The organism is Microbacterium sp. LKL04 (assembly GCF_900102005.1).
Classification (GTDB): Bacteria; Actinomycetota; Actinomycetes; order Actinomycetales; family Microbacteriaceae; genus Microbacterium.
In genome coordinates this window covers 204,712-222,093 of record NZ_LT627736.1, presented here as the reverse complement: position 1 = coordinate 222,093, position 17,382 = coordinate 204,712, and the positions used below count along the sequence as shown (strand labels likewise).

The 17,382-nt window shown below is 68.7% G+C and carries 15 protein-coding genes and 3 tRNA genes; 7 read left to right on the top strand and 11 right to left on the bottom strand.

The genetic code is table 11. The features are described from left to right. Nucleotides 1-4: 4 nt before the first annotated feature. Nucleotides 5-616 (bottom strand): PadR family transcriptional regulator, encoded by a 612-nt coding sequence (locus BLP38_RS01140; RefSeq protein ID WP_091351823.1) that lies wholly within the window; start codon nucleotides 614-616, stop codon nucleotides 5-7. Between the two features lie 246 nt (nucleotides 617-862). Here BLP38_RS01140 and BLP38_RS01135 point away from each other — a divergent pair, with 246 nt between their 5' ends. Next, nucleotides 863-1,885, top strand: a complete 1,023-nt coding sequence (locus BLP38_RS01135; RefSeq protein WP_091351822.1) for a lytic transglycosylase domain-containing protein — start codon at nucleotides 863-865, stop codon at nucleotides 1,883-1,885. A gap of 93 nt (nucleotides 1,886-1,978) precedes the next feature. Here the strand turns inward: BLP38_RS01135 and BLP38_RS01130 are convergent, their stop codons facing one another. After that, nucleotides 1,979-3,274 (bottom strand): M18 family aminopeptidase, encoded by a 1,296-nt coding sequence (locus BLP38_RS01130; RefSeq protein ID WP_091351821.1) that lies wholly within the window; start codon nucleotides 3,272-3,274, stop codon nucleotides 1,979-1,981. Between the two features lie 106 nt (nucleotides 3,275-3,380). On the opposite strand from BLP38_RS01130, the gene ligD reads away from it, so the two are divergent. Beyond that, nucleotides 3,381-4,613 (top strand): non-homologous end-joining DNA ligase, encoded by a 1,233-nt coding sequence (gene ligD / locus BLP38_RS01125; protein WP_091351820.1) that lies wholly within the window; start codon nucleotides 3,381-3,383, stop codon nucleotides 4,611-4,613. Here the strand turns inward: ligD and BLP38_RS01120 are convergent. Next, nucleotides 4,574-6,190, bottom strand: coding sequence for a DHA2 family efflux MFS transporter permease subunit (locus BLP38_RS01120; RefSeq protein WP_091351819.1), 1,617 nt, complete (start codon nucleotides 6,188-6,190; stop codon nucleotides 4,574-4,576). The two genes, ligD and BLP38_RS01120, sit on opposite strands and share 40 nt — an antisense overlap. 67 nt (nucleotides 6,191-6,257) lie before the next feature. Next, nucleotides 6,258-6,752, bottom strand: a complete 495-nt coding sequence (locus tag BLP38_RS01115) for a metallophosphoesterase family protein (RefSeq protein ID WP_197672424.1) — start codon at nucleotides 6,750-6,752, stop codon at nucleotides 6,258-6,260. 93 nt (nucleotides 6,753-6,845) lie between these two features. On the opposite strand from BLP38_RS01115, the gene BLP38_RS01110 reads away from it, so the two are divergent. Continuing rightward, the gene (locus BLP38_RS01110) at nucleotides 6,846-7,100 is read left to right on the top strand and encodes a hypothetical protein (RefSeq protein WP_091359391.1); all 255 of its coding nucleotides are present in this window, start codon (nucleotides 6,846-6,848) and stop codon (nucleotides 7,098-7,100) included. Between the two features lie 157 nt (nucleotides 7,101-7,257). Here the strand turns inward: BLP38_RS01110 and BLP38_RS01105 are convergent, their stop codons facing one another. After that, nucleotides 7,258-8,703: an SPFH domain-containing protein gene (locus BLP38_RS01105; protein WP_172824636.1), complete on the bottom strand. Its 1,446-nt coding sequence runs from the start codon at nucleotides 8,701-8,703 to the stop codon at nucleotides 7,258-7,260. Nucleotides 8,704-9,086: 383 nt separating this feature from the next. Between BLP38_RS01105 and BLP38_RS14190 the strand changes: the two genes are divergently transcribed. From BLP38_RS14190 to BLP38_RS01080, 4 genes are all read left to right on the top strand, one after another. Then, entirely contained in the window at nucleotides 9,087-10,151 is a 1,065-nt protein-coding gene (locus BLP38_RS14190) for a replication initiator (RefSeq protein WP_157681060.1), read from the top strand. Nucleotides 10,152-10,567: 416 nt separating this feature from the next. After that, nucleotides 10,568-11,704, top strand: a complete 1,137-nt coding sequence (locus BLP38_RS01090; protein WP_091351816.1) for a hypothetical protein — start codon at nucleotides 10,568-10,570, stop codon at nucleotides 11,702-11,704. 295 nt (nucleotides 11,705-11,999) lie between these two features. Further along, the gene (locus BLP38_RS01085) at nucleotides 12,000-12,401 is read left to right on the top strand and encodes a hypothetical protein (RefSeq protein ID WP_091351815.1); all 402 of its coding nucleotides are present in this window, start codon (nucleotides 12,000-12,002) and stop codon (nucleotides 12,399-12,401) included. Between the two features lie 46 nt (nucleotides 12,402-12,447). Next, a complete protein-coding gene (locus BLP38_RS01080; protein WP_091351814.1) occupies nucleotides 12,448-13,479 on the top strand; it encodes a tyrosine-type recombinase/integrase in 1,032 nt (343 codons plus the stop codon). Here the strand turns inward: BLP38_RS01080 and BLP38_RS01075 are convergent. From BLP38_RS01075 to BLP38_RS01050, 6 genes are all read right to left on the bottom strand, one after another. Beyond that, a tRNA-Met gene (locus tag BLP38_RS01075) sits at nucleotides 13,461-13,534 on the bottom strand. The two genes, BLP38_RS01080 and BLP38_RS01075, sit on opposite strands and share 19 nt — an antisense overlap. A gap of 24 nt (nucleotides 13,535-13,558) precedes the next feature. Next, nucleotides 13,559-13,630 (bottom strand) — tRNA-Thr (locus BLP38_RS01070). A gap of 64 nt (nucleotides 13,631-13,694) precedes the next feature. After that, nucleotides 13,695-15,011, bottom strand: coding sequence for a M23 family metallopeptidase (locus BLP38_RS01065; protein WP_091351813.1), 1,317 nt, complete (start codon nucleotides 15,009-15,011; stop codon nucleotides 13,695-13,697). Between the two features lie 187 nt (nucleotides 15,012-15,198). Continuing rightward, complete coding sequence (locus BLP38_RS01060; RefSeq protein WP_091351812.1) at nucleotides 15,199-15,987, bottom strand: inositol monophosphatase family protein; 789 nt, start codon at nucleotides 15,985-15,987, stop codon at nucleotides 15,199-15,201. 104 nt (nucleotides 15,988-16,091) lie between these two features. Continuing rightward, nucleotides 16,092-17,114, bottom strand: a complete 1,023-nt coding sequence (locus BLP38_RS01055; RefSeq protein ID WP_091351811.1) for a hypothetical protein — start codon at nucleotides 17,112-17,114, stop codon at nucleotides 16,092-16,094. Nucleotides 17,115-17,263: 149 nt separating this feature from the next. Further along, nucleotides 17,264-17,348: transfer RNA gene (locus BLP38_RS01050), tRNA-Tyr, on the bottom strand. Nucleotides 17,349-17,382: the final 34 nt, after the last annotated feature.

The window sequence follows — 17,382 nt, the reverse complement described above, 5'->3', positions numbered from 1 at the left end:
CGGATCAGCCCTGCGCGAGCAGAGCGTAGAGCCGGCGGCGAGCCTCGTCGAGGATCTCCACGGCCTCCGCCACCTGCTCCGGTGACCCGGTGCGGGCGACCTGCGCCGCTGCCTGAGCCAGCTCGACGCCGGCCTTGGGGAGAGCGGATGCGCGGTGGTGGTGCTCCTTCGTCGGCGCGGCGCTCTCCCACGGAGCGGACCCGGCCGCTTCCTCGGCGACCATGCGGCCCGCGTCGGTGAGCGAGTAGGTCTTGCGACCGCCCGCCTCCTCGGCGACGATGAGGCCCTCGTCCGCCAGCAGCTGCAGGGTGGGGTAGACCGAGCCCGCGCTGGGCTTCCACGATCCGCCGCTGCGCGAGTCGATCTCCTGGATGATCTGGTACCCGTGCATCGGCTTCTCCACGAGAAGCGCGAGGACGGCGGTGCGCACGTCTCCCCGGCTCATGCGAGAGGGCGCCGGGCGCTGATCGAAGGACGTTCGGAACTGCTCGAAGGCCTCCATGAGACCGGCGCCGAGGTTGCCGAGATCGAAGCCCTGCGGCCCCGATCCGAACCCGCGGCCGGCGCCGCCGAAGCCGCTCGAGCCGAAGCCCTGCGAACCGAATGAGCTGTTCATGATGTCTCCTTCAGGTGGTGACCGATACCCAACGATATATCGTTCACAGGCATCCGCGGCTGGGGTCAGGAAGTTCCCAGGCTCCGTGATCAGGACTTTTCACACCGGGTGACCAATCGGGGACGTCCAGGTAACGTTCGGGTAACGCTCAGGTCCGTGAACCAGGGTGGGGGACTCGTGCCCGCCCGAACGGTCACGCACGCCCTTCGAGGCGTGTCCCCGCTACACGGAACCATTACTTTCTGCATGCCTACTGACTCGACGTACACGCCCACCCGCCGCTCCATCCGCTCCACCCGAACCGAAGAACGCAGACTCCGGCGCCGCCCGGTCCTCGTCCTCTCGACGATGACCACCGCCTTCGTGATCGCCGCCAGTGCGACGGCCATGGCACCCGCCCCTCAGGCCGCACAGGCCGAGACTCCGACACCCGCGATCGCCCTCGCCTCGTTCTCGCGGACTCTCCCCGAGTCCCTGACCGACGGCGTCGCAACCTCCGCACCGGAGTCGCGAATCCAGGCGGCGCTCGAGAAGGCCCAGACGTCCGTCGCCGCGTCGAAGGACGTCACCGCCGACATCAAGGCCTCCAAGCTCGACGTCGGAACCAAGGACACGACGGTCCCCACGGACGACCTGTCGAACGCGGTCGACGAGCTCGAGACGGTCGCCGGACTTCCGCTCCTGCTCGACACCCGCGACGCGACCGAGGCCGTCGAGGCCGAGATCGCCTCGGTCGACGAGCAGACGAGCGCTCTGCGCGGTCGCCTCGACGCCGCCGTGGCCAAGGAGAAGGAGCGCCAGGCCGAGGAGAAGCGCAAGGCCGAGGCCGCCGCGAAGGCCAAGGCTGAGGCCGAGGCCGAGAAGAAGGCCGCCGAGGAGGCTGCCGCCGCCGAGGCGAACTCTTCGAGCTCCAGCTCGAGCTCGAACGCCTCTGCCCCCGTGGCGCGGGCAGCCAGCGGCACGTCCGCGGCAGCTGCGCAGGAGACGGCGCGAGGCATGCTCGGAAGCTACGGCTGGGGCGACGACCAGTTCGGATGCCTCGTCTCGCTGTGGAACAAGGAGTCCGGCTGGAACTACCAGGCGTCCAACCCCTCGAGCGGCGCCTACGGCATCCCCCAGGCCCTCCCGGGCAGCAAGATGGGCTCCGCCGGATCCGACTGGCAGACGAACCCGGCGACGCAGATCGCATGGGGCCTCGGCTACATCGACGGTCGCTACGGTAGCCCCTGCGGCGCCTGGGGCCACTCGCAGTCGGTCGGCTGGTACTGATCGCCGCCTGACGCATCACCCCTGACACCGCGGATGCCGCGGGTCCCCGACATCACATCGGCGGGCCCGCGGCATCCGTCGTTCCCCCTGCGATCAGGCGGTGAAGAACGCCTCGGCCACCCGGGACAGGTCGTGGAGATCGCTGACCCCGGCGAGCTCGCGCGCGGAGTGCATCGACAGGATCGGGATGCCGACGTCCACCGTCGCGATCCCCAGCCGGGTCGCCGTGATCGGACCGATGGTGGATCCGCACGGCACCGCGTTGTTCGAGACGAACTCCTGCGAGCCGACACCGGCGACGTCGCACCAGCCGTTCCAGGCCGCGGCACCCGCGCCATCGGTGGCGTAGCGCTGGTTCGCGTTGATCTTGAGGATCGGTCCCGAGCCGAGCCGGGGCTGGACCACGGGGTCGTGCTTCTCGGCGTAGTTCGGGTGCACCGCGTGACCCACGTCGCTCGAGACGCACCATGACGACGCAAGCGAGCGCAGCTGCTGTTCACGGTCGGCGCCGAGCGAGAGCTGGATTCGCTCGAGCACATCCGCGAGGAACGGCCCGGCCGCTCCGGAGCGGGTCGCGGAGCCGACCTCCTCGTGGTCGAACACCGCGAGCATGGCGATGCGGGACGCATCGAACCCGTCGGCGGCGCGTTCGAGCGCGACGACGCCGGCATGGACGGACGCCAGGTCGTCGAGACGGCCCGAAGCGAAGAACACGTCACCCTTGCCGAACACGGCGCCGCGGGCGGCGTCCGCCGTCACGACGTCGTACCCGCGGATGCGCGATGCGTCGACACCGGCTTCGGCGGCGAGCTCGCCGAGCAGGTCGGCGGAGTCGGCGTCACCGAGACCCCACACCGGCTGGGTCTGGCGCTGCTTGTCGAGGGCGAGGCCGTCGTTGACCTCACGGTCGAGGTGGATCGCGAGCTGCGGCAGCCGCAGGAGGGCACCGGTCGCGGCGAGGACACTCGTCCCGTCATCGAGCACGAGACGGCCGGCGAGGCGCAGCTCGCGGTCGAGCCACGAGTTCAGCAACGGACCGCCGTAGACCTCGACGCCCGCCTGCAACCAGCCGAGGCTCCCCGTCGTCGGGCGGGGCTTGAGCTTCAGGGCCGGGGAGTCGCTGTGCGCACCGAAGACGTGGACGCCGGTCGCGGCATCCGCTCCGTTCGGGACGATCCAGGCGAGGACCGCGCCGTCCCGGACGACGAAGAACCGGCCGCCGGGCTGCGCGGGCCAGGCCTCGCGCTCGTCGAGCTCCTGGAAGCCCGCCTCGCGCACTCTGCGGGCGACCTCCGTCGCGGCGTGGTAGCTGGAGGGCGACGCGGCGACAAATTCGGCGAGGTCGGCGGCGTGGTCGAGCGCTGCAGAGCCGGTCACGGGCGTGGACATGGGTGTACCTCCAGAGAAGGATGCCGGGCGGGACCCTCCGATCGTAGTTCGACCGGGTCCGCGCAACCCCGTGGCTCACGGGCCCGCGCCGCGGTAAACCGGGCGCATGGCGAAGAAGGACGATGCGGTCACGCTCGAGGTCGACGGGCACGAGGTGCGGCTCTCGAGCCCCGACAAGGTCGTGTTCCCGGAGCCCGGGATCACGAAGCGCGAGCTCGCGGAGTACTACCTCGCGGTGGCCGACGGAGCGCTCCGCGGCGTCGCGGACCGACCCATGGTGCTGAAGCGCTTCGTGAAGGGGATCGACCACGAAGCCTTCTTCCAGAAGCGCGTCCCGGAGAACCGACCGGATTTCGTCTCGTCCGCGACGCTCCGCTACGCCTCGGGGACGAGCGCCGAGGAGGCCGTGATCCGGGATACCGCGGGCCTGGTCTGGGCGGTGGGGCTCGGATGCCTCGACCTGAATCCCCACCCCGTCCGCGCCGACGACCTCGACCACCCCGACGAGCTCCGCATCGACCTCGACCCCATGCCCGGGGTGGAGTGGTCGCAGATCGTCGACGTCGCGTTCGTCGCGCGCGACCTGCTGGCCGATGTCGGACTCGTGGGGTGGCCGAAGACGTCGGGCTCGCGCGGCATCCACATCCTCGTCCGTACCGATCGGCAGCACGACTACGCGCAGGTGCGGCTGGCGGCCCAGGCGTTCGCGCGCGAGATCGAGAACCGCGCGCCGGGGCTGGCGACCGCGCACTGGTGGAAGGAGGAGCGCGGCGAGAGCGTCTTCGTCGACTTCAACCAGAACGCGAAGGACCGGACGGTCGCGTCGGCGTACTCCGTGCGGCCTCTCGCCGACGCACGCGTCTCGATGCCGGTGGAATGGGACGCGCTGCGGACGATCCGTCCGGAGGAGTTCACCGTCCGGACGGTGCCCGCCCTCTTCGCGGAGCGAGGGGACGCCCACGCCGGCATCGACGACGCTCCCGGATCACTCGCGCAGCTGCTGGCGCTCGCGGAGGAGCTCGGACCCGCCGAACGCGCACCGCGCGGCGGGGACGGCTCGGGGCGGCGGCAGTCGACGATGCCGCTCATCGAGATCTCCCGCGCCGCAACGAAAGACGAGGCGCTCGGCGGGCTCGACCGGTGGCGCGAACGCCACCCCGACGTCGCTGCGCACCTATCCCCCGCCGATGTGATGGTCGACGGCATGCGCGGGTCGAGCTCGCTCTGGTACCGCGTGCGCGTCAACCTGCAACATGTCCCCGCAGCCGAACGCCCGGCCCAGGAGCCGCTCGAGGTCGACTACGACCCGTGGACGCGCTCCGCCGGTCGGGACTCCTGAGCCTCGTCGTCGCGGCGGCGGCCGGAGCCGAGGGCGAACGTCGCTCCGAGACCGATGACGAGGAAGCCCGCGGCCGTCAGGGCCGACGCGCGGGTGCCGTCCGAGAAGGCGGTGCGCGCGGCATCCGCGATCTGCGCCTGCGACGGGTCCGCCTCGAGCCCGGCGATGGCTGCTCCGGCCGAGTCGACGACGGCCGTCACGACTTTGTCGGCGGCGGCGGACGGGACACCGGCATCGTCGAGGGATGCCGCGAGCACACCGCCGGTCGTCGTGAACAGCACCGTCCCGAGGATCGCGACGCCGAGTGCCGATCCGACCTGGCGGGCGGTGGACTGAATGCCCGAACCCTGGCCGGACTTCTCGACGGGGACGTCCTGCAGGATCACACCCGTCAGCTGGGCGGTCGCGAGTCCGACGCCGAACCCGTAGACGGCGAGGGCGGGGATGAGCCAGCCCCAGGCGGCATCCGGTCCGATGATGAACCCTGCCCACGCGATGCCGACGATCTCCGCCAGGATGCCGAGGCGCACCACGACGACGGCCGGGACCTTTCCGCTGAACGCGCCCGCGGCGCCGCTGGCGATGAACGATCCGCCGGCGAGGGCGAGGAGCAGCAGGCCGACCTGGAGCGCATCGAAGCCGAGGACGAACTGCAGCCACAGCGGCAGCGCGAGGATGAGCCCGAACTCGCCGAGCGAGACGACGAGGGCCGCGATGTTGCCGTTCCGGAACGACGAGATGCTCAGCAGCGAGAAGTCGATGAGCGGGTCCTGGCCGCGGCGGCCGCGGCGGAGCCCCCACCAGACGAACAGGACCAGCGCGATGAGCGTGATGGCGAACGCGAAGGGGATCGGCGAGACGGCCAGGGGCCAGGTCCAGCCGCCGATCGTGAGCCCGTCCTCGGCGAGCCACCAGCCGAAGGTCCGGCCCTCGATGAGGCCGAACACGAGCGAGCCGAAGAGGATCACCGACAGCAGTGCGCCGACGCCGTCGATCGAGCGCCTACGGGTCTCGCGCGACTCCGCGACGGTCAGCAGAACACCGATCACGATGATGATGCCGAGGGGGATGTTGATGCCGAACGCCCACCGCCACGAGAACGCGGTGGTCAGCCAGCCGCCCAGGAGCGGACCGACCGCCGCCATGCCGCCGATCGTCGACCCCCAGACGGCGAAGGCGATGCCGCGCTCACGGCCGCGGAACGTGGAGTTGATGAGGGACAGGGTGGTCGGGAGGATCATCGCTCCGCCGACGCCCTGCACGAAGCGCGCGAGGATCAGCAGCTCACCCGTCGGTGCGACGCTCGCGAGCACCGACGACGCGGCGAAGACCGAGACGCCGATCAGCATCACCCGCCGCCTGCCGAAACGGTCGGCGAAGGCGCCGAACAGCAGCAGGAACGAGGCGAACACGAGGGTGTAGACCTCCTGGACCCACTGCACCTCGGTCGAGCTGATCTTCAACTCCTCGACGATCGACGGCACGGCGACGTTGACGATCGTCGAGTCGACGATGATGAGTGACACCGCGACACTGATGAAGACCAGTCCGAGCCACCGGCGGGAGTCCTTCGCCATGAGATTTACCTCGCTTTTCTAGCAATCCGACAGCGATAGTACTCCTCCGACGACGGGGTGCAACCCGTCAGATGCTCCGGAGTTCGACGGAGCGAATGCCGCCGTCCGCCACCTCGACCACCATCAGCGTGTGGTCGGGTTGCCGCCGCCGGTCGGTCGGCGAGCCGGGGTTGAGGAGGCGCATGCCACTCGGCGCCGTCGTGTCCCACGGGATGTGACTGTGGCCGAACACGAGCAGGTCGGTGCCCGGGAAGGCGGCATCCATCCGCTCCTCGCGGCGCTGCTTCTGCCCCGTTTCGTGCACGACGGCGACGCGGACGCCCTCGATCTCGCGGCGCGCGACCTCGGGCAGGACGGCGCGCAGATCGTCGCCGTCGTTGTTGCCGTATACGCCGAGGACCTCGCCGTGCTGACGCAGGTCGTCCAGGACGGATGCCGCGACCCAATCCCCCGCGTGGACCGTGAGGTCGGCGGCATCCGCTTCGCGCCGAACCGCATCGGGCAGGGTTCGCGCACGGCCGGGAATGTGAGTGTCGGAGATCAGCAGCAGTCGCGTGGTCACCGCGGCAGGGTAGCTCAGCCCGGCGCGAGGCGACAGCCCGTGCGCACGTCGGGCGATCGGGGTGAGGGTGGGGGTCTCGAAGGAAGGAACACCATGAGCACTCCCGATCAGACCGGCGACGAGGGCATCCGCCTCGACCCGGACGACGCTCCCACCGAGGACACCACCGTGGGCGACACCGAGGCCGCTGACGCGGAGTTCGAGGGCCGCCCCCTCGACCTCCCCGCGGACGACCCCGAAGAGACATATGCCGCGACCGACATCCAGCCCGAGTCGCAGGGCCAGGACCCCGTCGTCGTCGAACTCGGCGAGGAGGGCGAGGGCGACCTCTCCCCCGCAGACCTCTGATCCCTCCGGGTCGGCGACCGTTCGCCGATGCAAGGGATCGTGCGCGACACGCCGCCCACCGGCGCGGTGAGGCGGCGTGTCGCACCGGATCCCTTGCATCCGTTGACGGTTCGGGATGCCGCGGCGCGGCCCGCCCCTTCGCCGGAGCCGGGCGCGCTCAGTCCTGCGGGACGCTCGCCTTCGCCCCGTCGGCGATGCCGCGGCCCAGCGCCTGCCCCTGCACCAGTGACGCGATGTCGAGGCCGGTCGTGCTCTTGACCGCGTCGAAGGTGGCCGCGAGGCTCTGGGACTGCTCGCGGGCGATGTGCGTGGCGGCGGTGTCGCCACCAATGAGGGTGATGTTGCCGACGCTGGCGTAGCCGGCTGCGAAGGACGACACCATGTCGGGGAGCTTCGAGACGACCTCGCGCGTGAGGACGGCCTCGAGATTCTCCTGCAGCGCCTCGGCTTCGGCCTGGATGGCAGCGGCCTTGGCTTCACCGGTCGCGCGGATGGCGTCTGCTTCGGCCTCGGCCGTCGCGCGACGGGCCTGCGCTTCGGCCTCGGCCTTGGCGAGCGTGGCAGCCGCCTCGGCGGACGCGGACGCCTGGCGGGCGTCGGCCTCGCGCTGCACCTTGTACGCGGCGGCATCCGCCTTCTGCTGCTCCACCGCGCGGTCGGTCTCGGCCTGCTTCTGACGCGTGTAGGCGTTCGCGTCGGCTTCGGTCTGCGCGCGGTACTTGTCGGCGTCCGCGACCTTCTTGACCTCGGCGTCGAGGGTGGCCTGCTTGTTCTCGGCCTTCTGGACGAGAACGGCCTGCTCGCGCTCGGCGCGGGCGAGGTTCTCCGCCTGCTCGGCCTCCGCGTTGGCGCGGCCGACCTCGCTCTTGGCGGATGCCTTGTTCTTGTCCAGGGCGGTCTGCTCGATCAGGTTCGCCTCGTCGGTGGCGATCTGGCGCGCCTTCACCTCGCGGGCCGCATTGATGCGGGCGACCTCCGCCTCGCGGCGGACGCGCTCGACCTCGGCGGCTCCGAGTGCCTCGATGTAGCCGTTGGTGTCGTTGATGCCCTGGATCGCGAACGAGTCCAACACGAGGCCCTGCGCGAGCAGGTCGCCCTTCACACCCTCGGCGATCTGGTCGCTGAGCTTCTGCCGGTCCTTCATGACCTCTTCGACCGAGAGCATCGCGACGACGCCGCGGAGGGCACCCTCGAGCTGCTCGGTCGTGAAGGTGTCGATGGCCTGATCCTGCGAGGCGAAGCGCTCGGCTGCGGCGCGCACCTGATCGGGCTGGGAGCCGATCTTGACGAGAGCGACACCCGCGACGTGAAGGGTCACACCGTGGGTCGTCTGCGCCGTCGGCTCCATCTTGATCTGGCGCGAGCGGAGCGAGATCTTGTCGGAGCGCTGCGTCAGTTTGTTGACGAACGCGCCACCACCCGTGATGACCGTCATGTTCGAGGTCGTCCCGTCGGAGCCTCGTTGCTTCTTGCCGACGACCACGATGGCCTCATCGCTCTGCGGGACCTGATACCAGGCGCGGAACAGGAGCAGCCCGATACCGAGGATGAACAGCAGGGCGACGACGGCAACCCCGGCGACGATGACGATGGTGAAGTCCACAAGCGGGCTTTCTGGTGAGACCCGCCCTCGCGCCGGCCGCGCACGAGACGCACGTGCGGTGGAGACGCCGGCGGCGGGTAGGGCAACGGAACCGGATCGGTGATCGAAACGTACACCATGACGATGTCGCGCCGTCGATGCCCTCTACCGTACGAGGAACGCTCGCTCCACGGACAGATCGTCGGCCGCAACGACCAGACAGTCGTCCCACTCTATGGACGCTCGCCAGGAGCAGATGACTGACCAGTTTCATGGCCGCGAGGTGGGTATCAGGCTACGGACATGACAAAACCCCCGGGTGGAGCCGGGGGTTTTGCGTAGCGGGAGCGGGGCTTGAACCCGCGACCTCACGATTATGAGGCGTGTACCCCTAGCCGCTCGCTATGCGAGCGACTCCGAACGAATCATCTGCTGAACGCGACGCCGTCCTCGCGCGCGGGTGCTCCTCCCCCATCAAGACGGCCATCGGCGTGTGGATGCGTTGCGGTAGCCGCATCAAGAGCCGTTGCCCCTCTTGCGCTGAGTTGTACCGAAACGACTGGGCTGCGATCGCTCGGTCTGGCGTTTTCGACGGCCCGGTCGAGCAATACCGTTTCTATCTGCTGACGCTCACCGCACCTTCGTTCGGTGGCGTGCACCGGGTGCCACGCGTCGGGGACGCGATGTGCCGCTGCGGTCGCCTGCATAACGCTGGCGACTCCGGTCTCCGTGGCGTGCCGCTCGATCCAGGTCGCTACGACTACGCAGGGCAGGTGGCTTGGAACCGGGATGCCGGAGTTCTGTGGGATCGCACCCGGCGCCGGATGCGTGACCGATGGGACTCTCTCGAATACTTCATCGTTCGCGAGTGGCAAGACCGAGGTGTCCTGCACGTGCATGCCCTCGTCCGAATCGCACGGATAGAAGCGCCGAGCTCGGACTCACTCCGTGATGCTGCGCGAACAGCGACCGCAGTCTCGAAGGTCGACGGGACGATCGTCGAGTGGGGCGCGCAAGCGGACTGCAAGGCGTTCCGCGCGGACGGCGACGGCGCGAAGACGATCTGGTACCTCTCCAAAGCGCTGAACTACGTCTTGAAGGACGTGGCGACGGATGCCAGCGAGGTCCCGGTCGCGGTGTGGCGGCACCAAGTCGCGCTCGGGCAAGCCGCGCGCCAGACGCGGTGCACGACCGACTGCGAGCCGCAGAACTGCTCAAGCCTCGTCCATCAGCGGTACGGCTCGCGTTCGCAAGTCGTGAGCGCCTCGCGCCGAACCAGCAAGCGCACGGGCTGGTCCTTCACCGGCCTCACGCGCACGCTGCAGCGCCAGCTTCGTCGCGCCTGGTGGGAGTCTCAGCAGGTCGATGAAGCCGGCGCATCTGTGGTGGTCGATTCGCCGGCACCCCTTGAGAATCTCGCCGCGCGCTTTCGCCGCGAGTTGGTCGCGCGGGACGGATCCGCGCCATGAAAGGAGTAGGGATGAAGTGTTTGAACGCGGCGCATCGCGACGGGGAGCCACTCCCGGATTGGGAAGTTCACCTGCGGGACGGGTTCGGGCGTCCCGGTGACCCCCTCGGCGGCGTGACGGGACTCGTCGACAACGCCGACGCGGCCTTGGCCGCGTTCCTAGCGGCGTTCCCCGAGCTGGCGAGCTTCCCGCTCATCGCTGTGCGATCGTCGATCGCGCCTCCGTGGTCGACTGTCGAAGGCGTGTGAGAGTGTCGGGAAGGGGCGCGAAGCGGTGCCGCGTGCGGCACGCCGCGCGCCTTCCCGACACGCTTGCGCGCCTCGCCTGACGAACCCGGATCACGACGTCGAGGGCAACCGAAGCGCGCAGCGCGCAGGGCGGCAGCGGAACGTGGCCAGCACCGCTAATGTCGAGCCATGCCAGAAGATGCCGAGGTCTCGCGAGCGTTTGTGTTGATGCCCTTCGAGGCGGATTTCGACGATGTCTATACCGAGCTGATTGCCGCTCCCCTCCAGGAGGCGGGGTTCGAAGTGTCACGCGCCGATTCTCTGCTCAACCAGCGAAATATCCTGGCAGATGTGGTGGCCGGTATTGCTCGAGCCGACTTGGTCATCGCCGACGTGACGGGCCTCAATCCCAACGTCATGTACGAGCTAGGGCTGGCGCATGCGTTGGGCAAACGCACCGTGATGATCACACGAGAGATCGGATCGCTCCCCTTCGATTTGCGACCGTATCGAGCCAACGAGTACTCGGTCAACTTCGCGCGCGCCCGGGCTCTGGCAGACCTGCTTCGCGGCATCGGCGAGGCAGTGCGAAGTGGCACAGCTGATTTCAGTAACCCAGTTCAAGACTTCGCTCCGGGGGCCCTCGAGGCGACGCCTCAGGTCTCTGTCGCGCCCCGGGCCTCCCGGGATTCGTCCCCGGGTGCGTCAAGCAAGCAACCGGATGGAGATGACGACAAAGACGATCGTGTCTCGGTCGATCTGGGATTCCTCGACGGGCTGGAGCTTCTGGGGACGTCCAGCGAGCGACTGTTCGAGGTCTCGAATGCGATCGGCGCGCGGACGGGCGCTGTAGGCGACAGATTCGCTGACGGCAGCGCGCGGCTCGAACAGATTCGGAAGAATCTGGGCAAAGATCGCGGACTTCAGCCGTCTCTAGCGGTGATGCGCGATATGGCGAAGGAGCTCGATACGTACTCGAAGGATCTGAAGCCCCTCAACGATGAGCTCCGTGAGGCCCTGGCCGATTCGGTGGCGGGCGCGAACGCGGTTGCGAGATTCCGCTTGGACGCTGAAGGACAAGATCCTTCGACACTGACGGGAGAACTGGAAAGCCTCTCGAGGCTCGGCGAAGCACTGATCAGCTCTTACGTCTCGACGAGCGACTTCTCGACCCTGTTGGCAGGCCTTCCCCCGATGCAAAGTGACCTCACAGTCGCGTCACGACAGGCCGCCAGCGTCGTCGCTGAAACGGCCTCGATCCTCGAGGACGCGCAAGCGGAGTTCTTGCGCGCTGAGTCGATCTTGCGCGGACGGATCGAGCACTGAGAATCCAGATCAGCTGACGGGGCTTGATCTTGTGTAGAAGATTTCGGGAGAACGCAGATGAGTGACAGGAAGCCGTGGGCGTACGTCGTGGACAGCCCTGCGGACGTCTGGTCAATGGCGGAGTTCCTTTCGACCTCCACCGGGGAAGATGGCGAGGTCGTAGTCCTCGACGATCGGGAGATTCCAGCTACGCAACTTGTCGACGTCTGGCGCTGGCTCTTTGACAAGTAGCTCGGACGCGTGTCTGGCGGTAGCCGTAGTCTGATAGTCCCGGAACTGCGACTGAGGAGGCACGGTGGCCGACTTCCGAGCCGATCGCTCCCCCACCCCCGAGGGTGCGGGCAACGCAAAGAGCGCCATCGAACACGCCTGGGACGCGTATAACTCCGCAAATCAGGCGATCAACAAGCCTCTACAAGCCGCCTTCCCCGGCATCAAGTCGCTGCTGCGCCCCTGGGTCAACTCGACCATGTTCGATCTGTTCGGCTTCTGGCTTGCCTGGCGCCTGGTGGGCGGTTTCGAGGGCATGCAGGTCGTCCTCGGAATGAGTCGATCGACCCTCTATCGACGTATCTCCCAGTTTCGCGCGGCGTTCGGGGAGCATCCCGACGTGTATGAGTTCCCTGGCGTGACTGTCGATGTTGAGACATTCGTCAAAGTGATGGCTGCGCGTCGAGCTGGCGACAACAGCGACTAGTCCCATAAAGTTGCACTAGGCGGTTCGCCCGGACTAGTCTCAAAATGTGAGACTAAACCCGACGGGCGTCACGTTGCGTGACTTCTACAGCGAGTATTCCTCGCTGTTGTTCGACGGCCTCACGTCCAACTCGGTCCAAGGGTATGAACGGGCGTGGCGCATCCGCGTCAGCCCCACGCTGGGCGACCTGCTCCTCGACGACCTCCGCCCCCTGACAGTCATGCGCGCGATGCAGGACTGGAACGGCAAAGCGAGCACCGTCAACGCCGCCAAGGTGCTCCTGTCGCGCTTGCTCGACCTTGCAGTGCTGGATGAACGCCTCTCTGCAAACCCGTGCAGGCTCATCCCCCGGCAGCGAGGAAAGGCAACCGACCAGAGCCTCAGGGAGCGCGCTCTCACTCGCGCACAAGTTGCCATCATGCTCGAAGCCACCGCCTGGCACCCATACGGGCAACGGATTCTTGCCGCGATGGTGCTGACCGGGACCCGGCTCGGTGAAGCGTCAGCTCTGCGCGCGGAGCACGTCGATCTCGAGAACGGTCTACTGCGGATCCGCGCGACACGCTCTCCCGACGGTCACGGCCGCGTGGTCGAACGCGCAACTAAGAGCGGGAAGGCCCGCGATGTGCCGATCATCGAGGAGTTCAAGCCGTGGCTCGAAGCGGCGATGTCGAGCGGCCATCAGTACCTGTTCTCCGGCGCGAAGGGTGGACCCTTCGACAGCACGAATCTGAGCCGAGCTCTCCGCTGGAAGACCACTCGCGCCACCATCGGCACGTTCCCCGACGGAAGCGCCGTCCGATTCCACGACCTCCGCCACACCTTCGCGTCGTACCTCAGCGGACTCGGCCTTCCGCCGACGCAGATCCAGCGCGTAATGGGGCACGCATCGATCACAACCACTGAGCGCTACATGCATAGCCCCTCGCGCGATGCAGCTCTGGCGGCGAAGCGCATCCTCGATGCCCAATTCAGTGAGGTCACTTTCCGAGGGGGTGAGAAGGCGGCTGAAGCGGTCCACGCACAACAAAACCCCCGGGTGGAGCCGGGGGTTTTGAGTAGCGGGAGCGGGGCTTGAACCCGCGACCTCACGATTATGAGTCGTGCGCTCTGACCAGCTGAGCTACCCCGCCGTGGCGCATCTGAAGGATGCTGCGAGCCCCGAGTCAGGATTGAACTGACGACCCCTTCCTTACCATGGAAGTGCTCTGCCACTGAGCTATCGGGGCGTGCTGCCCGCAAGCGGGCAACTAGAAGAGGATACCAGAGTCGCGGCACCCGTCTGTAACCGGGTCAGCCTTGCGTGTGCTCCTTCAGCCACGGCAGCGGATCGATGCGCGTGGTCCCGCCGAGCAGCACCTCGAGGTGCAGGTGGGGGCCCGTGGACTTGCCCGTGCTGCCGACCTGGCCGATGACCTGACCGGCCTCGACGGTCTCTCCGGGCGAGACGCGCAGCGAGCCGTACTCCATGTGCCCGTAGCGGGTCGAGACGAGCTGACCGTCGATGATGTGGTCGATGACGACCGTCACTCCGTAGTCGCCGCCGGCCTCGGTAGCGATGCGGACGGTTCCCGCAGCCACCGCGTGGATCTCCGCTCCCCGGCCGGGGGTGAAATCCGTGCCGTGGTGAGCACGCGAGAACTTCGAGAGGTAGGACGTCGAGCCGAACTGCGCCGAGATCGGCACGCCCACGGGGAAGGGCCACTGCACGGCGGCCGTGGCGTCGTTCACCCAGGTGCCGGCGAACGCGGTGACACCGGACTCGGCGGCGACGTCGGCCATGGATTCGATGTCGTATTCGTCGGAACGGGCGAGATCCTTCGCCGCCGTGGCGGAGCCGGCGACGTACGCCTGGATCTCAGGGGCGTCGACGTCTGTCGCGTCGCTGGCGAGCGTCATGTCGCCCCGCACTTCCTGGCCGAACGCGCCGACGGCGGCGACGGGAGTCGTGATGCCGATGGCGAGCAGTCCGACGACCCCGACGACGCTGACGGAGAAGGATGCCGCGGCGACCCGCTTGAACATGATCCGGCCACGACGGGGGCGAGCGGGCTGATCCGCCATGCGCACCCGAGTTGTCGTAGGCTGCGCCTGCTCGTCAGCCTCGGCTGCCGCACGGGCGACCTGGATCGGCGTCTCGCCCGTGAAGGAGAAGACCTTCGCGGCGAGCTCGAACTCGTCGATGCTGGGCGCCGCGTCATGCGCGGAGGAGTGAACGGAGTCCGCGGCCGGGAGGACGATGGTCTCGTCGAGGAATTCGTGAACGGGGACCTCGGGGACCGGGACGGCGGGAGCGGCCGGCCGTGACCGGCGACGCCGCGGCAGAGTGGCCGCGGCGGCCTCGGCGATCACGGTCTCCGCGATCGACGCCGGTGCCGCCTGGGCGGGCTCCGGCTCGGGCGCGACGAACGCCACGACGGGTGCCTCCACAACCGGCTCGGCAGCGACCGCGGTGACCGCTTCGACGGCTGCAGACGCCTCGCGCGCGCGCCGCCGGCGCAGAGCGGGCGCCTCCACCGCCTGAGCGATGGCGGGGACCTCGTTCGAGACGACAGCTCCGTCAGCCTGCCGACGGTACTCCGCACGGGTCAACGGCGCGGGGCCGGACACAGCGGGTCGCCGGCTACGACGCGCTGCGGGCGCGTCGGTAGAGGAGGCATCGAAAGTCAAACGTGCGGGCTCTCGTGTCGAGCGGCCGGGGCCGCGGGCTTCAGGGGTCGATGTTCTCCGCTCGGGCAGCGAAGGTAACGATCAGATAAACACGCTACACGACGGAGGCTGGGAATGGGATGCCGGTTCACACACCGATCGTCGCCGCCAACCGTTCGAAGAGCTCGGGGCCCGCAGCGATGGTCATCTCCCGCCCGGGAGCGCCGCCGGGCGCCCCGGTGACCCGTCCGCCGGCCTCGGTGACCAGCAGTGCACCCGCGGCGTGGTCCCACGGGTGCAGTCCCCGCTCGAAGTACCCGTCCAGCCGGCCGGCTGCGACGTACGCCAGGTCGAGGGATGCGGCGCCTGCGCGGCGCAGGTCGCGCAGGAGCGGCATGACGGCTGCGACCCTCGCGAGGTCCTCCGCATGGTGCTTCGGGTCGTATCCGAAGCCCGTGGCGACGAGCCCGCCGGCTTCACCGACGCTCGACACCGTCAACCGGTGCTCTCCTCGCCATGCGCCCTCGCCTCGGACCGCGTGGAAGGTCTCGTCGATGGCGGGGTTGTGCACGACCCCGGCGAGCGCGGTCCAGGTCGGCGGCGTGGGCTCTCCCGAGACCGCCGCGATGCTGACGGCGTAGTGCGGCATCCCGTAGGCGTAGTTCACGGTGCCGTCGATGGGGTCCACGACCCACGTGATGTCGGAGGTCCCCCGCTCGGCGCCGGACTCCTCGCCGAGGAACCCGTCGTCGGGCCTCTCTGTGGCGAGTCGGGCACGGATGAGCGCCTCGACCTCGCGGTCCGCCTCCGTCACGATGTCGGCGAGCGCCGACTTGGTCGCGGCGATCGCGACGCCTTCTTGACGGCGCGTGCGGGCGAGCTCACCCGCTTCGCGAGCGATGTCGAGGGCGAGGTCGGCGAGCGCGGCGGCATCCATCCCTCCACGGTACGCCGCCCGGGGGCCATCGCCCGCGGAACGACGAACCGCCCGCGACGCCCTCGCGGAGGGCGAGGCGTCCCGGGCGGTTCGAGGAACAGGATTCAGTAGCGCGGCGGCGGCGGAACGTCGGGCGTCCCCGGAGCCGGCGGCATGGGAGGAACCGGCTGATCGGGCTGGGCCGGCGGTGCAGGCTGCGCCGGTGGTGCGGGCTGCGCCGGCGGTGCGGGCTGCGCCGGCTCGCCGGGGATCGGCGCGGGCGGCGCGGGGGGCACCTCGGCGCCCGCGCCGTAGGGCTGCTGAGCGTAGGTCGGCTGACCTGTGTAGTACGCGTTCCAATCGGGGCTGCCGTCGGGCATCACCGGGAGCGGGGTGCGACCGTCCGCGTACGTCGGCCACGCCTGGACCGGCGCTACGGGCGCGGCATCCTGCGGGGCGTAGGCCGTCTGCGGGGCGTAACCGGGTGCGCCGTAGCCCTGCGCTGCGTAGCCGACCGCCTGGGGACGCTCCTTCTTCGGCGCGAAGAGGGCGTTCACGAGAGGAACGAGAGCTGTGCCGACGGCAGCGAGGATCGCGACCGAGACGAGCACACGCCAGTAGATGTCGCGGAAGTCGACGAACTCGCCCAGCATCAGCGGGATCACGAGCATGAACGCGAGGATGACGACGAGGCCCATCGTGACGTAGGCCACGATGCTGGTGAACGTCGTCTGGTGACGCGTGAACGACTTCACGTAGAGCCGGATGTGGAGAAGGGCACCCTGCAGGACCAGCAGGATGACGATGTATTTGAAGAAGCGTTCGACGCCGACACCGTAGTTGTCGCCCGCATCCGGCATCCAGATCAGGAACGCTCCGATGATGAGCGCGACGACCCACGACACGATGCTCGCGAGAGCGAACCACGCCGGTCGACGGCTGGCGAGGGATGCCTCGAGGATCGACAGTCCGGCGAAAGCGGCCAGCAGCAGGATCGTGAGGAACGCCCGTCCGACGATGCCGGCGGAGTCGCCGACGATGACCCAGACGACGCACACGATCGCAGCTGCGATGAGCGCGCCGATGGCGACCCAGATCGCGGCTCTGAAGATCTTGCTCGAACTGGGGGCGGTGATCGGTTCGCTCATCCTCGACATCCCTTCGGCGGAGGCCTCCCCCCGCCCTCGCCCCCATCCTGTCAGACCGCGCGGTGCGGCAACGCGATCTCCACAGGGCTTGCCGGGGCCACCGGGGGAATGAGAAAGAGCCGCGGAATGCTCCGCGGCTCTTCGTGTGGTGGTGGCGAGTGAGGGATTCGAACCCCCGAATGCAATGCAGTCTGATTTACAGTCAGATCCCTTTGGCCGCTTGGGTAACTCGCCAGGTGCGCACCCGCCCGGCTTTCGCAGTCGACCG

Bases quoted from the DNA above. Each gene is read 5' to 3' on its own strand.
- BLP38_RS01140 (WP_091351823.1), bottom strand. From the start codon at position 616: ATGAACAGCTCATTCGGTTCGCAGGGCTTCGGCTCGAGCGGCTTCGGC.
- BLP38_RS01135 (WP_091351822.1), top strand. From the start codon at position 863: ATGCCTACTGACTCGACGTACACGCCCACCCGCCGCTCCATCCGCTCC.
- BLP38_RS01130 (WP_091351821.1), bottom strand. From the start codon at position 3,274: ATGTCCACGCCCGTGACCGGCTCTGCAGCGCTCGACCACGCCGCCGAC.
- ligD (WP_091351820.1), top strand. From the start codon at position 3,381: ATGGCGAAGAAGGACGATGCGGTCACGCTCGAGGTCGACGGGCACGAG.
- BLP38_RS01120 (WP_091351819.1), bottom strand. From the start codon at position 6,190: ATGGCGAAGGACTCCCGCCGGTGGCTCGGACTGGTCTTCATCAGTGTC.
- BLP38_RS01110 (WP_091359391.1), top strand. From the start codon at position 6,846: ATGAGCACTCCCGATCAGACCGGCGACGAGGGCATCCGCCTCGACCCG.
- BLP38_RS14190 (WP_157681060.1), top strand. From the start codon at position 9,087: ATGCGAGCGACTCCGAACGAATCATCTGCTGAACGCGACGCCGTCCTC.
- BLP38_RS01090 (WP_091351816.1), top strand. From the start codon at position 10,568: ATGCCAGAAGATGCCGAGGTCTCGCGAGCGTTTGTGTTGATGCCCTTC.
- BLP38_RS01060 (WP_091351812.1), bottom strand. From the start codon at position 15,987: ATGGATGCCGCCGCGCTCGCCGACCTCGCCCTCGACATCGCTCGCGAA.
- BLP38_RS01055 (WP_091351811.1), bottom strand. From the start codon at position 17,114: ATGAGCGAACCGATCACCGCCCCCAGTTCGAGCAAGATCTTCAGAGCC.